This window comes from Streptomyces sp. NPDC058295 (genome assembly GCF_042880655.1).
Classification (GTDB): Bacteria; Actinomycetota; Actinomycetes; order Streptomycetales; family Streptomycetaceae; genus Streptomyces; species Streptomyces coriariae.
The window spans coordinates 41,379-59,725 of record NZ_JBHVYO010000019.1 but is presented as its reverse complement, the minus strand read 5'-3'; the positions used below and the strand labels follow the sequence as shown (position 1 = coordinate 59,725).

Annotated in this window: 18 protein-coding genes; 12 read left to right on the top strand and 6 right to left on the bottom strand. The window is 72.2% G+C overall.

Annotated features, from left to right (window positions below):
• Positions 1-111 precede the first annotated feature (111 nt).
• A complete protein-coding gene (locus ACFVYS_RS21440) occupies positions 112-951 on the top strand; it encodes a polysaccharide deacetylase family protein (protein ID WP_389504194.1) in 840 nt (279 codons plus the stop codon).
• A 33-nt stretch (positions 952-984) separates the two neighbouring features.
• Here the strand turns inward: ACFVYS_RS21440 and ACFVYS_RS21435 are convergent, their stop codons facing one another.
• Positions 985-1,653: a class F sortase gene (locus ACFVYS_RS21435; protein WP_389504192.1), complete on the bottom strand. Its 669-nt coding sequence runs from the start codon at positions 1,651-1,653 to the stop codon at positions 985-987.
• 332 nt (positions 1,654-1,985) lie between these two features.
• Between ACFVYS_RS21435 and ACFVYS_RS21430 the strand changes: the two genes are divergently transcribed.
• Positions 1,986-2,492: a hypothetical protein gene (locus tag ACFVYS_RS21430; RefSeq protein WP_389504190.1), complete on the top strand. Its 507-nt coding sequence runs from the start codon at positions 1,986-1,988 to the stop codon at positions 2,490-2,492.
• Positions 2,493-2,603: 111 nt separating this feature from the next.
• Here ACFVYS_RS21430 and ACFVYS_RS21425 read toward each other — a convergent pair whose 3' ends face one another.
• From ACFVYS_RS21425 to ACFVYS_RS21415, 3 genes are all read right to left on the bottom strand, one after another.
• A complete protein-coding gene (locus tag ACFVYS_RS21425; protein ID WP_389504188.1) occupies positions 2,604-3,140 on the bottom strand; it encodes a hypothetical protein in 537 nt (178 codons plus the stop codon).
• Between the two features lie 238 nt (positions 3,141-3,378).
• Positions 3,379-4,143: a hypothetical protein gene (locus ACFVYS_RS21420; protein WP_389504186.1), complete on the bottom strand. Its 765-nt coding sequence runs from the start codon at positions 4,141-4,143 to the stop codon at positions 3,379-3,381.
• A gap of 21 nt (positions 4,144-4,164) precedes the next feature.
• Positions 4,165-4,800, bottom strand: a complete 636-nt coding sequence (locus ACFVYS_RS21415) for a hypothetical protein (protein ID WP_389504185.1) — start codon at positions 4,798-4,800, stop codon at positions 4,165-4,167.
• 285 nt (positions 4,801-5,085) lie between these two features.
• On the opposite strand from ACFVYS_RS21415, the gene ACFVYS_RS21410 reads away from it, so the two are divergent.
• The 4 genes from ACFVYS_RS21410 (at position 5,086) to ACFVYS_RS21395 (ending at position 9,921) form a co-directional block, all read left to right on the top strand.
• On the top strand, positions 5,086-6,063 hold the full coding sequence (locus ACFVYS_RS21410) for an SCO0930 family lipoprotein (RefSeq protein WP_389504183.1): 978 nt from the start codon (positions 5,086-5,088) through the stop codon (positions 6,061-6,063).
• A gap of 362 nt (positions 6,064-6,425) precedes the next feature.
• On the top strand, positions 6,426-7,238 hold the full coding sequence (locus tag ACFVYS_RS21405) for an SAM-dependent methyltransferase (RefSeq protein WP_389504182.1): 813 nt from the start codon (positions 6,426-6,428) through the stop codon (positions 7,236-7,238).
• Positions 7,235-9,370: a putative bifunctional diguanylate cyclase/phosphodiesterase gene (locus ACFVYS_RS21400; protein WP_389504181.1), complete on the top strand. Its 2,136-nt coding sequence runs from the start codon at positions 7,235-7,237 to the stop codon at positions 9,368-9,370. The genes ACFVYS_RS21405 and ACFVYS_RS21400 overlap by 4 nt, the downstream gene beginning before the upstream one ends.
• A gap of 173 nt (positions 9,371-9,543) precedes the next feature.
• Positions 9,544-9,921 (top strand): DUF4440 domain-containing protein, encoded by a 378-nt coding sequence (locus ACFVYS_RS21395; protein WP_389504353.1) that lies wholly within the window; start codon positions 9,544-9,546, stop codon positions 9,919-9,921.
• 2 nt (positions 9,922-9,923) lie between these two features.
• Here ACFVYS_RS21395 and ACFVYS_RS21390 read toward each other — a convergent pair whose 3' ends face one another.
• A complete protein-coding gene (locus tag ACFVYS_RS21390) occupies positions 9,924-10,769 on the bottom strand; it encodes a LysR family transcriptional regulator (protein ID WP_389504179.1) in 846 nt (281 codons plus the stop codon).
• 122 nt (positions 10,770-10,891) lie between these two features.
• Here ACFVYS_RS21390 and ACFVYS_RS21385 point away from each other — a divergent pair, with 122 nt between their 5' ends.
• Positions 10,892-11,782, top strand: coding sequence for an NAD(P)H-binding protein (locus ACFVYS_RS21385; RefSeq protein ID WP_389504178.1), 891 nt, complete (start codon positions 10,892-10,894; stop codon positions 11,780-11,782).
• Positions 11,783-11,823: 41 nt separating this feature from the next.
• On the opposite strand, the gene ACFVYS_RS21380 is transcribed toward ACFVYS_RS21385, so the two are convergent.
• Positions 11,824-12,708 carry a LysR family transcriptional regulator gene (locus ACFVYS_RS21380; protein ID WP_384115632.1) on the bottom strand — a complete coding sequence of 295 codons (885 nt, stop codon included), beginning with the start codon at positions 12,706-12,708 and terminating at the stop codon, positions 11,824-11,826.
• 131 nt (positions 12,709-12,839) lie between these two features.
• Between ACFVYS_RS21380 and ACFVYS_RS21375 the strand changes: the two genes are divergently transcribed.
• The 5 genes from ACFVYS_RS21375 (at position 12,840) to ACFVYS_RS21355 (ending at position 18,313) form a co-directional block, all read left to right on the top strand.
• Positions 12,840-13,511 carry a succinate dehydrogenase gene (locus ACFVYS_RS21375; protein ID WP_389504351.1) on the top strand — a complete coding sequence of 224 codons (672 nt, stop codon included), beginning with the start codon at positions 12,840-12,842 and terminating at the stop codon, positions 13,509-13,511.
• 2 nt (positions 13,512-13,513) lie between these two features.
• Complete coding sequence (locus ACFVYS_RS21370) at positions 13,514-15,472, top strand: fumarate reductase/succinate dehydrogenase flavoprotein subunit (RefSeq protein ID WP_389504177.1); 1,959 nt, start codon at positions 13,514-13,516, stop codon at positions 15,470-15,472.
• Positions 15,469-16,218: a succinate dehydrogenase/fumarate reductase iron-sulfur subunit gene (locus tag ACFVYS_RS21365; RefSeq protein WP_054241185.1), complete on the top strand. Its 750-nt coding sequence runs from the start codon at positions 15,469-15,471 to the stop codon at positions 16,216-16,218. Before ACFVYS_RS21370 ends, ACFVYS_RS21365 begins: the two co-directional genes overlap by 4 nt.
• A 239-nt stretch (positions 16,219-16,457) precedes the next feature.
• Positions 16,458-17,231, top strand: a complete 774-nt coding sequence (locus tag ACFVYS_RS21360; protein WP_389504175.1) for a GNAT family N-acetyltransferase — start codon at positions 16,458-16,460, stop codon at positions 17,229-17,231.
• A complete protein-coding gene (locus tag ACFVYS_RS21355; protein WP_389504173.1) occupies positions 17,231-18,313 on the top strand; it encodes a lysophospholipid acyltransferase family protein in 1,083 nt (360 codons plus the stop codon). The genes ACFVYS_RS21360 and ACFVYS_RS21355 overlap by 1 nt, the downstream gene beginning before the upstream one ends.
• Positions 18,314-18,347 lie beyond the last annotated feature (34 nt).

Sequence of the window (18,347 nt, the reverse complement as noted above, 5' to 3'; positions counted from 1 at the left end):
GCCCTCTTCAACTGTTCGGACCGACCGTGACTGCGCCGGGCGGGTGGAATCGTGCCGCCGGTCCGGTGTCGGTGTGGTGGGTCGGGGGCCTGCCGGGCGACTGATGACTGCATGAAGAAGGATCAGTTGTTCACGCGGCGCCGGGCGTTGCTCGCCGGCGCCGCCGCCGTCGGAGCGGTCGGCACGGCCGGAGTGTTCCTCTGGGGCGAGGACGGGAAGCCGGTCCGGGCCGCCGCCCCCGCCGCGGGTGCCCCGGCGCGGAGCCTGCCGCTGAAGCCCTCCGCCTACCGTCTCCAGCCGCTGACCGGCTACGGCCCCCCGCGCACCGCCCCCGGCCGCACCCCGGTGCGCCACGAACCGCTGCTGCGGATGACCGGCCGCGGCCGCACCATGGTGCTGACCTTCGACGACGGACCCGACCCCCGCTACACTCCCGGCATCCTCGACACCCTGGCCCACTACGACGTGCGCGCGATGTTCTTCGTGTGCGGGGAGATGGCCACCGACAACCGGGATCTGCTGGGACGGATGGCGGACGAGGGCCATGTCGTCGGCAACCACACCTGGTCCCACCCCCTGCTGACCGGTCTCACCCGCCGTCAGATCCGCTCCGAGATGTCCCGGACCAGCGACGTCATCGAGGAGGGCTACGGGGAGCCGCCCCGCTGGTTCCGCGCCCCCTACGGCGCCTGGAACCGTGCCGCCTTCCAACTCGGCGCCGAACTGGGCATGGAGCCGCTCGCCTGGACGGTCGACACCCTCGACTGGACCTCCCCCGGCACCGGCACCATCGTCGAACGGGTCGAGAAGGGCGCCGCCCCCGGCGTCGTGGTGCTCTCGCACGACGCCGGGGGTGACCGCTCGCAGAGCGTGCGGGCCCTGCGCAGCTATCTGCCGCAGCTGCTGGACTCCGGCTACCACATCACCGTCCCGCACCGGCGGTACACCTGACGCGAGCCCCCCGCCCGCCCGGCCGGTGTCCGCTCAGCGGACCTCGGCCAGGCGGGCGAAGGCGACCACGTTCCCGTCGTATCCGTTCGCCTTGGAGAATCCGCCGCCGCAGGTGATGACCCGCAATTCGGGGGAGCCCTTGGAGGCGTAGACACGGTCGCCGGGGAAGTTGTTCTTCTCGAATACCTCGATGCCGTAGATCTCGAAGACCGCCGTCTTTCCGTCACCGCGCGACACCTCGACGCGATTCCCCTTCTTCAGGGCCCCGAGACCGTAGAAGACGGCGGGACCCAGTTTGTTGTCGACATGGCCGACGACGACCGCGGTCCCCTTTTCACCGGGCGAGACGCCACCGGTGAACCAGCCGGCCAGATTCGGGTCCTCCGGCGGCGGCGCGCCGACCCAGCCTTCCGCGTCCAGGCCGACCGACGTCACCGGCGCGTCCACCCGGATGGCGGGGATCCGGACCCGGTCCGGCACGGCGTAGGGCAGCGCTGCCGGGGCCCGGCCGAAGGCACCTGCGGTGCGGCCGTCGGCCGCCGCCGCCGAGGCGGGCTGCGGCGGGCCGATGTCGAACTCTCCCGACCCGTTCCGGATGAGCGCGAGACCGGTCAGCAGAACAAGCGCTATCACGCCCCAAGGGGCGCGCTTCCGCCGCCGCTCCTCTTCTTCCGCCACCTCGGACAGCTCGTAGGCAGACATTCGCCATCCCCTTTCGACACGGCCGTCACCGCGTCCCTTCGCGCATACGAGAACGCTAAGTCCCCGGACGGGAACCGGCGACGGGGCAGCAGCGAACGGGTGGCCCGGCGCCTTTCGGTGAGCCATCCGAGTTGCCGACGGAAGGAATTTTCTGACGGTCCGTGACCTGCGGCAATATCCGATTGTGTGCATTTCGCTCGGCGTGTCCTCTCACCAGGACGGACCATTCCCGAAATGCGGGCGCGTGCACGGCATCTGAGGGTCATTTCGGGAGGTGCTTTCTCGCCGACATGCCGGGGACGGGCCCCGGGGCGCCTTCCGCGGAGGATCACATGCGCATCACTCGTATTCTGGCGGCCTCGGTGGTCTCGGCCGCCGCGGTCGCCTCTCTGGGCGTCAGCGCCCCGGCCGCCGTCGCACGCGACGGCATGGGCGCCAACCCGAGCAACATCGTGGCCCTGCCCGCCGTCATCGCCCGCGGGGGCCAGATGACGGTCACCGTCGACGGCTGCCCCGGCGGCGGCACCATGACCTCGGCGGCGTTCCCGCAGGCCAACCTGACGCCGATCAACGGCGCCAACCAGACCGCCAAGGGGACGGCGACCATCAACCAGAACGCCCGGCCCGGCACCTACGACATCACCGTCAACTGCTCGGGCCGGACCCTGACCCGCCCGGCCGCCTTCACCGTCATCGGCGGTGTCCGCGGCGGTCTCGGCGGCAGCACCACCACCGGCGCCACCCCGACCGACATGGCCATCGGAGGCGGTCTCGTCGCGGCGGCCGTGGTCGGGGGTGGTCTGTTCTGGATGCGCCGCCGCGCCGAGCGCCGCGTCTGAGGCCCGCCCCGAAGGGGACCGCACGTCGCACGTGACGCAGGCCTTCGCCCCGGTCCCGCTGGGATCCGGGGCGAAGGCCTGCGTCACGGCGCAGCCGTCGGCGGTGAGCCGTCAGCCGCCGTCCTCGGCGCCTCGGCGCCGGGAGAACCAGTACGCGGCACCGACCGAGCCCACGATGAGCGCGGCGCCCAGCGCGATCTCCTCGAGGTCGAACCCGGCGACGGTGCCGCCCTCGCCGGCGTGCACGCCCCGCGGGACCGGATAGGGCACCGTGGGATCGACCGGACGGCCGCCGGCGATCGTCAACTCCTTGACGGCGCTGATGCCGCCGCAGGCGAACGTCACCCGGTACGAGGCGCCCGCCCTGGCGTCCCAGTCGACCGTGACCACCGCGGACGACGACCCCCGGGGGATGACGACCGCGTCGAAGACGCCCGAGGAGACCGTCACCGAGCTCCGGCAGCCACTGGCGTTGCGGTCCACCTGCACGGTGACCTGCCCGCCCGCCGCGATCGTCGAGGGCAGCACGCTGTAGCCGTTGGACATGACGTAGTGGTTGTCGTCGTCACTCGCGACGGCGACCGGTGCGGAGAAGGTCAGGGCGGTGACGCCCAACAGTGCGGCCGAAGCGACGCGTATCGCGCGCATGGTGGATCCTCCGGTCCCCGAGGAGCAGCTGCGGACCTTTTCCGCTTGCGTCAAAAATGCACCTCGATGACCGAAACGCTAGGAACATGTGTGCGCTCCCGCGATCGCAGTCGCGCGAATGGGGCAAGCGTGTGGGCCGCCCAGGGGACACCGCTGCGGCAACCGGGGGACGGCGACGGCGTGGCGGCCGGTCTTCCGCCGCCGTCCCCCGGTCGCGGGAGCGTGAGGTGAGCGGGCGTCAGCCCTTGACGCCGGGGAACAGATGGAGGAACGGTTCCGCCGACGCGGTGATGCCCCGGCTGTAGGGCGCGTCGAAGTCCCAGATGAGGAACAGCAGAAAGGCGATCAGCGCGGAGAACAGCCCGGCCAGCACCAGTTCGCGGGGGGTACGCCGGATCTGCAGCGCGAAGACCATGCCGATGGTGATGGCGGCCCCGGCCAGCAGCCCGAACCACACCACGCCCGGCATCGTCGCCCCGGTCGACTCGGCCCGGGCGTTGCGTGCCTGGTCCGCGGCGGCCATCTGGTCGATCAGCGGCTGGTAGGCCTGCGCCTGGAAGTCGGACGTCGGCTCGTAGTCGGTGACGTCCACCCGGATCCGCTGGAGGAGTTCGTCGCCGCGCTTCGTCACCTCGCCGTCGTCGGCCATCGACTTCCACTCGGTGGTCACGACGTGTCCGACATAGGCGTTGACATCCTCCCGAATACGGTCACGGGCGTCGGCCGGGTAGACGCGTACCCGCTCCGAGATCTCGTGCAGCGCCTGTGCCTCCGCCTGGACGTGGTCCTGGGCCACACTGCGCGCCTCCCAGACGCCGGCGATGGCCAGGCCCAGGACGATGGCGTACACCACGCCGATCCACATCGTCATGTACTCGATGACGTCCGGGGTCTCGGAGGGGTCCTCGTCCTCGGGTGCCCGGCGGTGCCGAAGGAGGGTGATGACGACCACCACCGCGCAGGCGGCGAGCATCGCGAGGGTCAGAACAAGCCATTCCGGCAAGAGATGCCTCCAGGGTCGGCGCTAACGCGGTCGCAGCGCGGCGACGGCGATCACCGCGGGCACGGTGATGAGCAGGACGTAGGTGACCGGCGACTGGCCGCGCCGGACGGGCCGCTGCCGCGGCGAGGCGTGGTACGCCGGGTAGCTCACCGGGGTCGCGGACGGGCGTGGCGTGGGCTTCGGCTCGGCAGGCGGGGTCGGTTCGGGGGCCGGAGCCGGTGGCGGCGGGAGTGTGGGGGCCTGCCGCGGCAGCGGTGCCGCGGGGCGGGGCGGCGCGGGCGCCGGTGGCTTCGGCCGCGGCTTCGGCGCCGGCGGCCGGGGCTCGGGAGCCGGTGGCGGCGGGGGCGTCGGCCTCGGGGTGGGGGTCGGCGTGGGTGTCGGTGTGGGGCTCGGCGTCGGCTTGGGCGGTGGCTTCGGCTTCGGCGGTGTGGGGGTCGGGGTGGGCGTCGGCGTCGGTTCCGGGCACACCGGGGGAGTCGGCCACGAGTGACTCCCCGCGACGGCCACCGCCTCGATGCCGTCCGGGCTGGTCGAGGCGTACGCGCACGCGTCGGCCGCGGCCACCCCGGCCGGGACGGCCGCGAGGATCCAGGCCGCGGTCACCAGGGCCAGGGTCCTGGTGACGAGGGCGGATCGGGTCGGTTCGGGTCCATGCACGACGGAGATCATGCGGCGTCTCGTACCTGGCCACGCCCACGCCCGGTGGGGATTGCCCCGAACGGGGGAAGTTCAGCTCCACAGGTTTGCCGGCCGGTCCGTTCGCGCATCCGGCACGCCGTGCGCCTGTGCGATCCGGAGGGTCCGCCGGGGCCGGTGTCACAGGTCCCGGAAAGTTTTTTGTGCCGTGTTTGAACACAACGACCGTCACCATGCGTACTCAGTGCCGTGCGGCGGCGCAGCAGGGCGCTGAAACACCTTGTGACGATCGGGGAGTTGTTGACGATGAAGACCACCTGGCGGAGCGCCTCACTTGCGGCGAGTGCTGTGGCCGTGCTGGCGCTGACGACGGCGTGCGGTTCTGAGAGCGGCACGTCGTCGAGCCAGAACGTCGGGGCCACGGCTCCGGCCGGTGGCATCGCGGGCGTCGGCGTGGGCAGCGGCGTCGGCAGTGGGGTCGGCTCCGGTGCGAGTGCCAGTGCGACCGGAGGGGCCGCCGCGCAGGGCGGGGCCGGCGAGCTGGCCATTTCCGCGAACGGCACCCTCGGCAAGATCCTCACCGACGGCACCGGCAAGACTCTCTACCGCTTCGACGCGGACACCGCGGAGCCCCCGAAGTCGAACTGTGACGGCGACTGCGCGACCGCCTGGCCGCCGGTCTCCGCCGATGACATCGCCGCGGGCGACGGCATCGACAAGTCGCTGCTGGGCGAGGTCACCCGCACCGACGGCACCAAGCAGCTGACCGTCGCCGGCTGGCCCGCCTACTACTACGCAAAGGACGCCAAGGCCGGTGACACCACCGGTCAGGGCGTGGGCAACAAGTGGTTCGCGCTCACCCCCGAGGGCAAGAAGGCCAAGGCATCCGGCTCGTCCGCCGAGTCCGGTACCGAGCTGGCCGGGCTGTCCGTCCGCAAGGACGCCAACCTCGGTGAGATCGTCGTCGACAAGAACGGCATGACGGTCTACCGCTTCCTGAAGGACAAGGCCTGGCCCGAGCCGGTGTCGAACTGCAACGGCGCCTGCCTCGAGAAGTGGCCGGCCGTCGCGCCGGTCGCCTTCAACGAGACCGAGGGCATCCAGGAGAAGGGCTACATGAACTTCACCCGGTCCGACGGCACCAAGCAGCAGACGATCAACTGCTCGCCGATCTACACCTTCTCCGGTGACAAGTCGCCCGGCGACATCAACGGCCAGGGCGTGGGCGGTACGTGGTACGCCGTCGCGCCGAACGGAAAGCTGGTCGGAGCGCCGGAGCAGTAGAGGTCGCCTCCCCAGGGCCGATCCCGCAGCTGCCCCATCGCGCACGACCGTTGGTCCGCCCCCTCCGCGCCGCACGGAGGGGGCGGACCGTTGTGCTTGGGCGTTCCGCCGGTCCCTCGTGCTTGTCCTGCCGCCGGTTCCTGTGCGTAGACTTTCGCCGCCCCGCGGACCGCTCCGGAACCCTCCGGAACTCTCCGGAACGAGCCGAGCACCTCAAGTAGCCCTTCGGGGGACGTCGATTCGGCACGTGCCGCAGGCAGTGACCGGGAACGGACGGTCAATTTCCGTTTCCACTCGCCCCTTTGGCGGGCGATCAGTAGCCTCAGCTCGAACACCGGATCGCCTACGCCTTGGAGAGATAGATGGAGCGACCCGCCTGGGCCCCTCGGAGCATCGACATCTCGGTGCCCAGCGTCTCGCGGATCTACGACCACTACCTGGGCGGCTCGCACAACTTCGAGGTCGACCGGGAAGCAGCCCGCAAGGCCATGGAGTTCCTGCCGGGACTTCCGAAGATCAGCCAGGCGAACCGGGCGTTCATGCGCCGCGCCGTGCGGTACGCGGTCGACGAGGGCGTCACCCAGTTCCTCGACATCGGCTCCGGCATCCCCACTTTCGGCAATGTGCACGAGGTCGCCCAGGCGGTGAGCCCCGGGGCCCGCGTGGTCTACGTCGACCACGACCCGGTGGCCGTCGCGCACAGCGAGGCGGTGCTGGCCGGCAACGACGACGCCGATGTCGTGGCCGCCGACCTGCGCAAGCCGCAGGAGATCCTGAGCAGTCCGCAGGTGGCTCAACTGATCGACCTGGAGCGGCCGGTGGCGCTGCTGCTCGTCGCCGTACTGCACTTCGTGGAGGACGCGGACGACCCGTTCGCCGCGGTGGCCGAACTCACCGCGGCCCTCGCGCCCGGCAGTCTGCTCCTGCTCACCCATGCCTCGTACGAGGGAATCCCACTGCCACCGGAGCGGGCCGGGGGCGCGGTGGACGTGTACAAGGACATCCGCAACCCGCTGATCATGCGCTCGCGTGACGAGATCGCGCGGTTCTTCGAGGGGTACGACATGGTGGAACCCGGACTGGTGCCGATGCCGCACTGGCGGCCGGACACGGCGCCGGAGGACGAGGACCCCTGGGCCCTCTCCGGTTTCGCCGGCGTGGGGCGTACGGCGTGACCGCCGAGCCGGACGGGCCGGAGGACAGACTGCGGCGGTTCGCGACGATCTGGAGCCGGTCCGTGTTCCCGGTGACCTCGACGTCGCTGACCCGGCCCGAACTGGAGGAGCAACTCCTCCCGCTGGCAAGGCGGTTGCGTGGCGCACTGCTGGAGCGCGCCTTCGACGCCGACACGGGCAAGGCGGTCGGCGCCGCCCTCGTCGACGCGCACTGCACCGACCCCGAGGCACTCAGCCGCTCCCTCGACTGCGTCGACGCCTATCTGGTGCTCTACTGCGGTGAGAACGGCCCCCAGGAGGATCTGCGGGCCCGCGCCGCCAGGCTCCAGCACGCCATGGCGGCCGGCTACGCGCAGGCACTGCGCGAGCGCACGCTCGCCGAACAGGAGGCCATCGCCCAGGCCGCGTTGCGGGCCCAGGGTGTGGTCGCGCAGGCGCTGCACGCGAGCGAGGCCCGCTTCCGCGCGGTCTTCGAGGGGGCCGCGATAGGAATCGGCATCGCCGACCTGGAAGGCAACGTCCTCCAGGTCAACGGGGCGCTGCTGCGCATGTTCGGCGGCTCGGAGCAGACCCTGCGCGGCCGCAAGGTCCAGGATCTGACGCATCCCGAGGACGCGCCCCAGACCTGGAAGCTGTACGACGAGCTGGTCCGCGGCGAACGGGAGCACTACCACACCGAGAAGGCGTTCAGCCGCCCCGACGGAACCGCCCTGTGGACCAACCTGACGGTCTCCCTGCTGCGGGACGCGGACGGCGAACCGCAGTACTCGCTGGCCCTGATGGAGGACACCACCGAGCGCCGGCTGCTCAACCTGCGGCTGCGCTACGAGGCCACCCACGACGCGCTCACCGGCCTGCCCAACCGCACCCTGTTCTTCGAACGCCTGGAGAAGGCGCTCGGCGCCGGCGCGGGGCAGCGCTTCGGTCTGTGCTACCTCGACCTGGACGGCTTCAAGACCATCAACGACAGTCTCGGGCACGCGGCCGGCGACCGGCTGCTCGTCGAGGTCGCCGACCGGCTCCAGTCCTGCGCCACCGCGCCCGGCGAGATGGTCGCGCGCCTCGGCGGCGACGAGTTCGTGGCGCTGACCACCGGCCCCGACACCCGCCGTGAGGTCGACGAACTCGCCGCGCGCATCATGAACGCCCTGATCGCGCCGGTGAGCATCGACGGCCGGGACCTGACCGTGCGCGGCAGCATCGGCATCGTCGAGGGCCCGGCGGGGGAGCGCAGCGCGGCCGAGGTGCTGCGCAGCGCCGACATCACCATGTACCGGGCCAAGTCGGCGGGCGGCAACCGTTTCGAGCTCGCCGACCCGGAGGCCGACGCCCGCGCGATCACCCGCCACGGCCTGACCACCGCGCTTCCGGCGGCCCTCGACCGCGGCGAGTTCTTCATCGAGTACCAGCCGCTCGTCCACCTCGGCGACGGCAGTGTGCGCGGCGCGGAGGCCCTGGTGCGCTGGCTGCATCCGCAGCACGGGGTGCTCGGCCCCGACCGGTTCATCCCGCTCGCCGAGCACACCGGGCTGATCGTGCCGCTGGGCCGCTGGGTCCTGGAGGAGTCGGTGCGCCAGGTCGGCGAGTGGCGGGAGCGCGGCGGCGACACGGATCCCCTCCGGATCAACGTCAACCTCTCCCCGTGCCAGCTCACTCATCCCGGTCTGGTGCAGGACACCGTCGACATCCTGGAACGCGCGGGTGTCGCCCCGGAGGCCCTGTGCCTGGAGGTGACGGAGTCGGCGTTGATCGGCGCCGACGACGACCTGCTCAAGCCGCTGCGCCGGCTCGCGGAGATGGGCGTCGACATCGCCCTGGACGACTTCGGCACCGGCTACTCCAACCTGGCCAACCTGCGGCGGCTGCCGGTGAGCGTGCTCAAGCTGGACCGCTCCTTCACCCAGGGCATGCAGCAGTTCCCGGCGGACCCCGTCGACCTCAAGATCGTCGAGGGGATCGTCTCGCTCGCCCACAGCCTGAACCTCGCGGTCACGGTGGAGGGTGTGGAGACCGGCGCGCAGGCCGAGCAACTGCGGATACTGGGCTGCGACACGGCCCAGGGCTGGTACTACGCCCGCCCGGGCCCGCCGGACCGGCTCCGCGAGCTGGCCTTGGTGGACGCGACGGGCTGAGCGGCCGACTCGGTCGACTCCGTCAACTCGGTTGCGGGAGTGCGGGGGTCACCCGCGAGGATGGACGGGTGACCCACGAGGACGACGCCGTGTACCGCGATGCGCACGACGGCCTGTACGGCGACGCGAGTGACGGCGTGAACGGCGACGCGAGTGACGGCGTGAACGAGGGCATGGGCGGCGGCGTGGGCGAGGCGATCGCCGGTGAGCTGGCCCTGATGGACCCCGCCGTGCGTGCCTCCCGGGCCCTCTTCGAGCGGCTGCTCGACCCCGAGTTCGTCGAGGTCGGCTCCTCGGGCCGCCGTTACACGTACGAGGACATGCTGGCCTGGCTGCCCGAGCATCCGGGCAGCGCGCAGGCCGGCCCCCGCTACCGGCGGCCGGCGATCGAGGGCGTCCTCCTGGCGCCGGGCCTGATCCACCTCACCTACGAGACGGACTTCGACGGCCGGCATGCCCGGCGCAGCTCACTGTGGCGCAAGCGCAGCGAGGAGACGGGCTGGCGGATGTACTACCACCAGGGCACACCGGTCCCGCCCGAGGCCCCGTAGCGTCAGCCCGCCTCGCGCGCGCGGGCGTCCTCGGCCACGGAGACGGCGGCCCGCACCAGCGCCGCCGTGGCCTGTGAGCGGGACTGCTGGGGCCACGCGATGGCCAGGACGGCGGGAGGCGCGTCCAGGACCGGGCGGTAGACGACGCCCGGCCGGGGATAGCGGTCGGCGACGGACGCGGGCAGCAGGGCCACGACCTCGCCCAGGCCCACCAGTGTGAGGAGCTGGGCGAGGTCCTGGCCCCGGCCGCGTACCTCGTCGATGTAGCGGTGCGCCTCGTCCGGGCGCAGCCCCAGGTCGGCGAGGCGCAACGCGGCCCGGGCGGCGAGCGGATGACTCACGGCGAGGGCGGCGACGCGCGGCTCGGCGGCCAGGTCCTCGGTGTCCAGGCCGGTGCGGTCGTACGGCTCGTAGACCAGGGCCACATCGGCCTCGCCCCGGCACAGCAGCCGGGACTGCTCGTGCCAGGCGCACAGCCGGACGGCGACCGGCACCGCCGCGGGGTCGGACGCGTACCGGGCGAGGATCCCCTCCAGCAGCCCGGCGTCCCCGTCGGCCTTCACCGCCAGCGCCAGCTTCGGCTCGGGGGCGGCGGCGCGCCGGGCCCGGCGCCCCGCGGCCTCCAGCGCGGCGAGCGCGAACCGGGCCTCCACCAGCAGCACTTCGCCCGCCGGCGTCAGGGACACGCTGTGCGTGGTCCGCTCGAACAGGACCGCCCCCAGCTCCGTCTCCAACTGGCGGATCGCCCGTGACAGCGGCGGCGGCGAGATGCCCAGCCGTTCGGCGGCGCGGGCGAAGTTGAGTTCCTCGGCGACGGCGACGAAGTAGCGCAGCGGGCGGGACTCCATGGGCGGCCCTCCGATCGGTATTGCTCTGAGGGTAACAACCGCGAGCCGATCGATCCTTCAGTTCCGGCGCGCGGGGCAGCAGGCTCGACGCATACCGACCACCGCGATCCCTGGAGCATTTCATGATCGTCATCACCACTCCGACCGGCCAGATCGGCCGCGAGGTCCTGGCCCGGGTGCTCGACGCCGGCCACGGCGCGTCACCGGTCCGGGTGATCGTCCGCGATCCCGCCCGGCTCTCCCCGGAGACCCGCGAACGCGTCGAAGTCGTCCAGGGGTCCCACGCCGACCCCGCCGTCCTGAAGGAGGCGTGCGAGGGCGCCGACCGGATCTTCTGGCTGGTGCCCCCGACGCCCGGGGCGGACAGCGTCGAGGGTCACTTCCGTTCCTTCGCCGGTCCGCTGTGCGAGGTGATCGAGGGCCAGGGCGTCGAGCGGGTGGTGGCCGTCTCGACCCTGGGCCGGGGCGTCGCCGAGAACGCCGGGCAGATCTCGGCGTCGCTGGCCATGGACGAGGCGATCGCCGCCACCGGCGTGCACTACCGGGCGCTGTGTCCGCCGTCGCTGATGGAGAACCTGCTCCGCCAGACGGCCTCGATCCGCGCCGAGGGCGTGTGGTCGGAGGCGCTCGCACTGGATCGCGTGGTGCGCACCTGCGCCGTCCGGGACGTCGCCGCCGAGGCGGGCCGACTGCTCCTGGACGGCTCCTGGACCGGATACGCGGACGTTCCGCTGGTGGGCCCCGACGCCCTCACCCCCGAGGGCATGGCCCGGGTCGTCTCCGAGGTGCTGGACCGGCCCGTACGGGTCCGGCAGATCACCGTGGCCGAGCAGAAGGCGAGGCTGACGGGCTTCGGCGCCACGGAGGCCTGGGCACAGGGGGTGGCCGACATGATGCACGCCCAGAACACCCAGGGCTTCTACGGCGCCACCCGGCCCAGCACCCCCGACACCGCACCCACGAGCTTCCGGATGTGGTGCGAGGAGGTGCTGAAGCCGGCGGTTCGAGGCTAGGCCGCGTCCGACGCCGTCCCCGCGCGCCGATCGGTCGCCGTTCAGCGCTCCAGCAGCATCCGCTGGAGTTCCCGGGCCGCCCTCGGCGGAGCCACATCGCTGCGGTGTGCGAGGGCGATCGCGCGGTGCAGGCCGGGCCGGGCGAGCGGGGTGACCCGTAGGCCCCGGCCCGACCGGGCGGCCACCATCCGGGGGACGACGGCCACCCCCAGCCCGGCCCGGACGAACCCGAGCACCGCGTCCATCTCCCCGCCCTCCACCGCGAAGTCCGGCTCGAACCCCTCGGCCCGGCAGGCGGCCACGGTCAGTTCCCGCAGGTCGTAGCCGTGCCGGAACATCACCAGACGCTCGCCCTCCAGTTCGGCGATCCGTACGGTCCGCCGCCCGTTCCCCGGCCGGGAGGCCTCCGGGGAGGACACCACCACCAGGTCCTCACGCAGCAGCTCCACCGTCGTCAGGGCCGGGGACGGGGTCGGCAGGGGCAGGACGACCAGCGCGAGGTCCAGGGCGCCGCGGGCCAGCTCGCGCACGAGGTCGTGCGAGCCGCCCTCCTCGATCAGCAGCCGGATACCCGGATAGCGGTCGTGGAAGGCGCGCAGCACGTCCGGCAGCAGACCCGTGCACAGACTCGGCGTCGCCCCGAGCCGTACCCGCCCGCTGCGCAGCTGCACCAGCTCCTGCACCTCGTACCGCGCGGTCTCCGTGTCCGCGAGGATCCGCCGCGCCAGCGGCAGCAGCGCCTCGCCCGCGTCGGTGAGCGTGATGTTGCCGCGCGCCCGCAGGAACAGATCCGCCCCCAACTCCCTTTCCAGTGCCTTGATCTGCTGCGACAGCGAAGGCTGCGCGACATGCACGAGCTCGGCGGCCCGGGTGAAGTGCCGGGTCTCGGCGACCGCCACGAAGTACTGGAGCTGCTGGAACTGCATGCCCCCAGCCTACGTCGGCGATAGCCGCAGGCTATGGAATCGAGGCGGACCATGTCTTGGACCGATGGGGTGGTCCGGCCCTAGCGTCTTGACCCATGGCTCTGGCAACGCGGACGGACCGACGGCCGTCCATGGCGCGCACCGTGTGGGACTCCTCCGTCGGCAAGAAGACGGTGATGGCGGTCAGCGGCATGATCATGCTGCTATACCTGGTCGTCCACGTCATCGGCAATCTGAAGATCTTCTTCGGCGCGGAGGAGTTCAACCACTACGCCCATTGGCTGCGCACCGTGGGCGAACCGTTCATGCACTACGAGTGGACGCTCTGGCTGGTGCGCGTCGTGCTGGTCGTCGCGGTGGTCGCCCACGCCGTCTCCGCGTACCAGCTCAGCCGCCGCGACATCAGGGCGCGGCCCAGCAAGTACGTGCACAAGAAGCCGCGGGCGAGCTACGCCACCCGCACCATGCGCTGGGGCGGCATCATCCTGGCCCTGTTCATCGTGTGGCACATCCTCGACCTGACCACCGGCACCGTGCACAGCGGCGGCTTCCAGGAGGGCCACCCGTACCAGAACGTCGTGGACACCTTCTCCACCTGGTACGGCAACGTCGTCTACATCGTGGCGATGCTCGCCGTCGGGCTGCACGTCCGGCACGGCTTCTGGAGCGCCGCCCAGACCCTCGGCGTCGGCAGCCGCACCCGCGACCGCGCCCTCAAGACCGTCGCCGACGTCCTCGCGCTACTGCTCACGGCCGGCTTCCTCGCCGTACCCGTGGGCGTCATGACCGGAGTGGTGAGCTGAACATGACTGCCTTCTCCGCCTACGCGGACTACGCGACCGGTGAGCCGGTCGTCGACACCAAGGCCCCTTCCGGCCCCGTCGCCGAGCGCTGGGACAAGCGCCGCTTCGAGGCCAAGCTGGTCAACCCGGCCAACCGGCGCAAGCACACGGTCATCGTCGTGGGCACCGGCCTCGCGGGCGGCTCGGCCGGCGCCACCCTCGCCGAACAGGGCTACCACGTCGTCCAGTTCTGCTACCAGGACTCCCCGCGCCGCGCCCACTCCATCGCCGCGCAGGGCGGCATCAACGCGGCGAAGAACTACCGCAACGACGGCGACTCCGTCCACCGCCTGTTCTACGACACCGTCAAGGGCGGCGACTTCCGGGCCCGGGAGTCCAACGTGCACCGGCTCGCGCAGATCTCGGTCGAGATCATCGACCAGTGCGTCGCCCAGGGCGTGCCCTTCGCGCGGGAGTACGGCGGGCTGCTCGACACGCGTTCGTTCGGCGGCGTACAGGTGTCGCGGACCTTCTACGCCCGCGGCCAGACGGGCCAGCAGCTCCTGCTGGGCGCCTACCAGGCCCTCAGCAGGCAGATCGCCGCCGGCAACATCGAGATGCGCCCGCGCACCGAGATGCTCGACCTGATCGTCGTGGACGGGCGGGCGCGCGGCATCGTGGCCCGGGACCTGATCACCGGGAAGATCGACACCTACTTCGCGGACGCCGTCGTCCTGGCGAGCGGCGGCTACGGAAACGTCTTCTACCTGTCGACCAACGCGATGAACTCCAACGCCACCGCGATCTGGCGGGCGCACCGGCGAGGCGCGTACTTCGCCAACCCCTGCTTCACGCAGATCCACCCGACCTGCATCCCGCGCACCGGCGACCATCAGTCGAAGCTGACGCTGATGAGCGAGTCGCTGCGCAACGACGGCCGGATCTGGGTGCCGAAGGCCAAGGGCGACGACTGTCCGCCGAACCGCATCCCCGAGGAGGAACGCGACTACTACCTGGAGCGCATCTACCCCTCCTTCGGCAACCTGGTCCCACGGGACATCGCCTCCCGCGCCGCCAAGAACGTCTGCGACGAGGGCAAGGGCGTCGGACCCGGCGGACAGGGCGTGTACCTCGACTTCGCCGACGCCATCGCGCGCATGGGCCGCGAGGCCGTCGAGGCCAAGTACGGCAACCTCTTCGACATGTACCAGCGGATCACCGACGAGGATCCGTACGAGGTCCCGATGCGGATCTACCCGGCGGTGCACTACACGATGGGCGGGTTGTGGGTCGACTACGACCTCCAGACCACCGTCCCCGGCCTGTTCGCGATCGGCGAGGCCAACTTCTCCGACCACGGGGCCAATCGTCTCGGCGCCTCCGCGCTGATGCAGGGGCTGGCCGACGGCTACTTCGTGCTGCCGGCCACCATCAACGACTACCTCGCCCGCAACCCGCACCAGGGCGAGGTGACCCTCCAGCACCCCGTCGTCCAGGAGGTGCTGGCGGAGACCCAGGACCGTCTGAACCTGCTGCTCTCGGTCGACGGCGACCGCACCCCGGACTCCTTCCACCGCGAGGTCGGCGAACTCATGTGGGAGTTCTGCGGCATGGCCCGCACCGACGCCGGCCTGCGCAAGGCCCTCGGGCGCATCCCGCAGATCCGCGAGGAGTTCTGGCGGCGCATCAAGGTGCCCGGAACCGGCGAGGAGTTCAACCAGTCCCTGGAGAAGGCCAACCGCGTCGTCGACTACCTGGAGCTCGCCGAGCTGATGTGCCTCGACGCGCTGCACCGCGCCGAGTCCTGCGGCGGCCACTTCCGCGAGGAGTCGCAGACCCCGGACGGTGAGGCGGCCCGCCGGGACGAGGAGTTCGGGTACGCGGCCGCCTGGGAGTTCACCGGGACGGGCGAGGCCCCGGCCCTGCACCGGGAAGACCTGGTCTTCGAGTACGTCCACCCCACCCAGCGGAGCTACGCATGAGGCTCAACCTGCGCGTCTGGCGGCAGAAGAACGCGGACGCCGACGGCGCCATGTCCACGTACGAGGTGGACGGCATATCGCCCGACATGTCCTTCCTGGAGATGCTCGACACCCTCAACGAAGAGCTCATCCTGCGCGGCGACGACCCGGTCGCCTTCGACCACGACTGCCGCGAGGGCATCTGCGGCGCGTGCTCGCTCGTCATCAACGGCGACGCGCACGGGCCGGAGCGGACCACCACCTGCCAGCTGCACATGCGGTCCTTCCGGGACGGCGACACGATCGACGTCGAACCGTGGCGGGCCGCCGCCTTCCCGGTCGTCAAGGACCTGGTGGTCGACCGGAGCGCCTTCGACCGGATCATCCAGGCCGGCGGGTACGTCACCGCCCCGACCGGCGCCGCCCCCGAGGCCCACGCGACACCGGTGCCCAAGCCCGACGCCGACTTCGCCTTCGAGCACGCCGAGTGCATCGGCTGCGGGGCCTGCGTCGCCGCCTGCCCAAACGGCGCGGCGATGCTGTTCACCTCCGCCAAGGTCAACCACCTCAACGTGCTGCCGCAGGGCGCGCCCGAGCGGGAGACCCGGGTGCTGGACATGGTGGCGCAGATGGACGAGGAGGGGTTCGGCGGCTGCACGCTCGCCGGGGAGTGCGCGACGGCCTGTCCCAAGGGCATCCCGCTGGTGTCCATCACGGGCATGAACAAGGAGTGGCTGCGGGCCACGCGGAAGGTGGCCAAGCGGTAGGGCGCCGGACAGCGGAGAAGAACGTTCGCCGAACAGCGCGGACGGGCGGGACCGGGAGTGGTGCTCATCCCCGGTCCCGTCTGCTTTCCCGCCGGCGGGCCGAGCGTCTGGCATTCAGCAGCCGCACATCCACGGGCCCCGTCCCGGTCACGCCGAGGCCAGCCGGGCGCGGAAGAAAGCAGGTGCAGATTCCCCGTGCACCGTCCCCATGCTTCTTCCGCTCGGCGCAGGAGACCTCCATGACCGCCATGCCCGTCGCACCCCCCGCTCTCGCCGTGCCGCCCGGCGGTTCCGGCTATCTCGTCTCGCTCGCCCGCGACCAGGACGACGTCCGCGCCGCGCAACGGCTGCGCCACCAGGTGTTCGCCGGGGAGCTGGGCGCCCGGCTCGACGGCGCCGAACCGGGCCTGGACACCGACGCCTTCGACGCGTACTGCGATCACCTGCTCATCCGTGACAACGCCACCGGCGAGGTGGTCGGCACGTACCGGCTGCTGCCGCCCGAGCGGGCCGCGATCGCCGGACGGCTCTACTCCGAGGGCGAGTTCGACCTGAGCCCGCTCGACGCGGTCCGGCCCGGCCTGGTCGAGGTCGGCCGCTCGTGCGTGCACCCCGACCACCGCGACGGCGCCGTCATCGGGCTCATCTGGGCCGGGATAGCCCGCTACATGGTGGACCGCGGCCACGAGTGGCTGGCCGGCTGCTGCTCCATCCCGCTGGCCGACGGCGGCACCCTGGCGACGGCGACCTGGGACCGGGTGCGCGACAAGCACCTCGCCCCGCCGGAGTACCGGGTACGGCCGCTGCGCCCCTGGACCCCGAACGACACCGCCCCGGCCGGCCGCACCGAACTCCCGGCCCTGCTGCGCGGCTACCTCCGTCTCGGCGCCTGGGTGTGCGGGGAGCCCGCCCACGACCCCGACTTCGGCGTCGCCGACCTGTACGTGCTGCTGCCGATGGGCCGGGTCGACGCGCGCTACCTGCGGCACTTCCTCTCCCTCGTCCCGGCCTGATGAGCGTCTGGCTGCCCAGCGCGCCCTGCACTCCGCGGGCGTGCGTGGAGGCGACGGCGACCCTCACGACCGTGCCCCGGGCCGTGCTGCGGCTCACGGCGGTGGTCGTGCTCGTCCTGGTCGGGGTGGTGCTGGCGCCGGTCGGCGGTCGGTTCCCGTCCCGCCTGGTGCGGTACTGGAGCCGGACCGTCGTGCGGGCGGCGGGGGTGCGGGTCCGGGTGACCGGCGCGACCGCGCCCACCGGCACCGGGCTGCTGCTGGTCGCGAACCACATCTCCTGGCTGGACATCCCGCTGCTGGCCGCCGTCCGCCCGGCCGGGATGCTGGCCAAGGACGAGATCCGCAGGTGGCCGGTGGCGGGCACGCTGGTCGCGCGCGGCGGTGTCCTGTTCATCGACCGCGACCGGCTGCGGGCCCTGCCCGCCACGGTCGCCGCGATCGCCGACGCCCTGCGCGCCGGGCGGGCGGTGGCGGTGTTCCCGGAGGGCAGCACCTGGTGCGGCCGCGCCCAGGGGTACTTCCGGCGGGCGGTGTTCCAGGCCGCCCTGGACGCCCGGGTGCCGGTACAGCCCGTACGCATCCGCTACCGCAACCGTGCGGGAGCGGCCAGCACCGTGGCCGCGTTCGTCGGCGACGACCCGCTGCTCGCCTCGCTGTGGCGGGTGGTGTCGGCGCGGGGCCTGGTGGCGGAGGTCGAGGTCCTGCCCGCGCTCGCGCCGGGCAGCCACCCCGACCGCAGGGCGCTGGCCGCGGCCGCCGGCGCCCAGGTGCTGGACGGCCTGCCCGAGCGGCAGGCCATGGCCCGGCCCGACGCCGTGCCCGGCGCGGCGTGCCACCGCCCCGACCCGCGCGCACCGCGCCCGTCGCGCCTCCGCCTCCGCGGTCCCCGCGAGGTGCTTCGGGGTGCCGGGGAGCGCGCCGGAGTTCCGGTCCGGCAACTGCTCCGGCAACCGGTCCGGCTCCCGGGGCGGGTACGTGCCGTGGAAACGGGGCCCGCGGCCGAGGGCGAAGGGCGGGTCGCCGAGTCCGCCGAGCCTACGGAGTTGACCGAGTTGACCGAGTTCGCCGGCCGGGGCCGGTGAGGCCGGCCGCCGGGCGCATTCCGTCCAAGTCGGG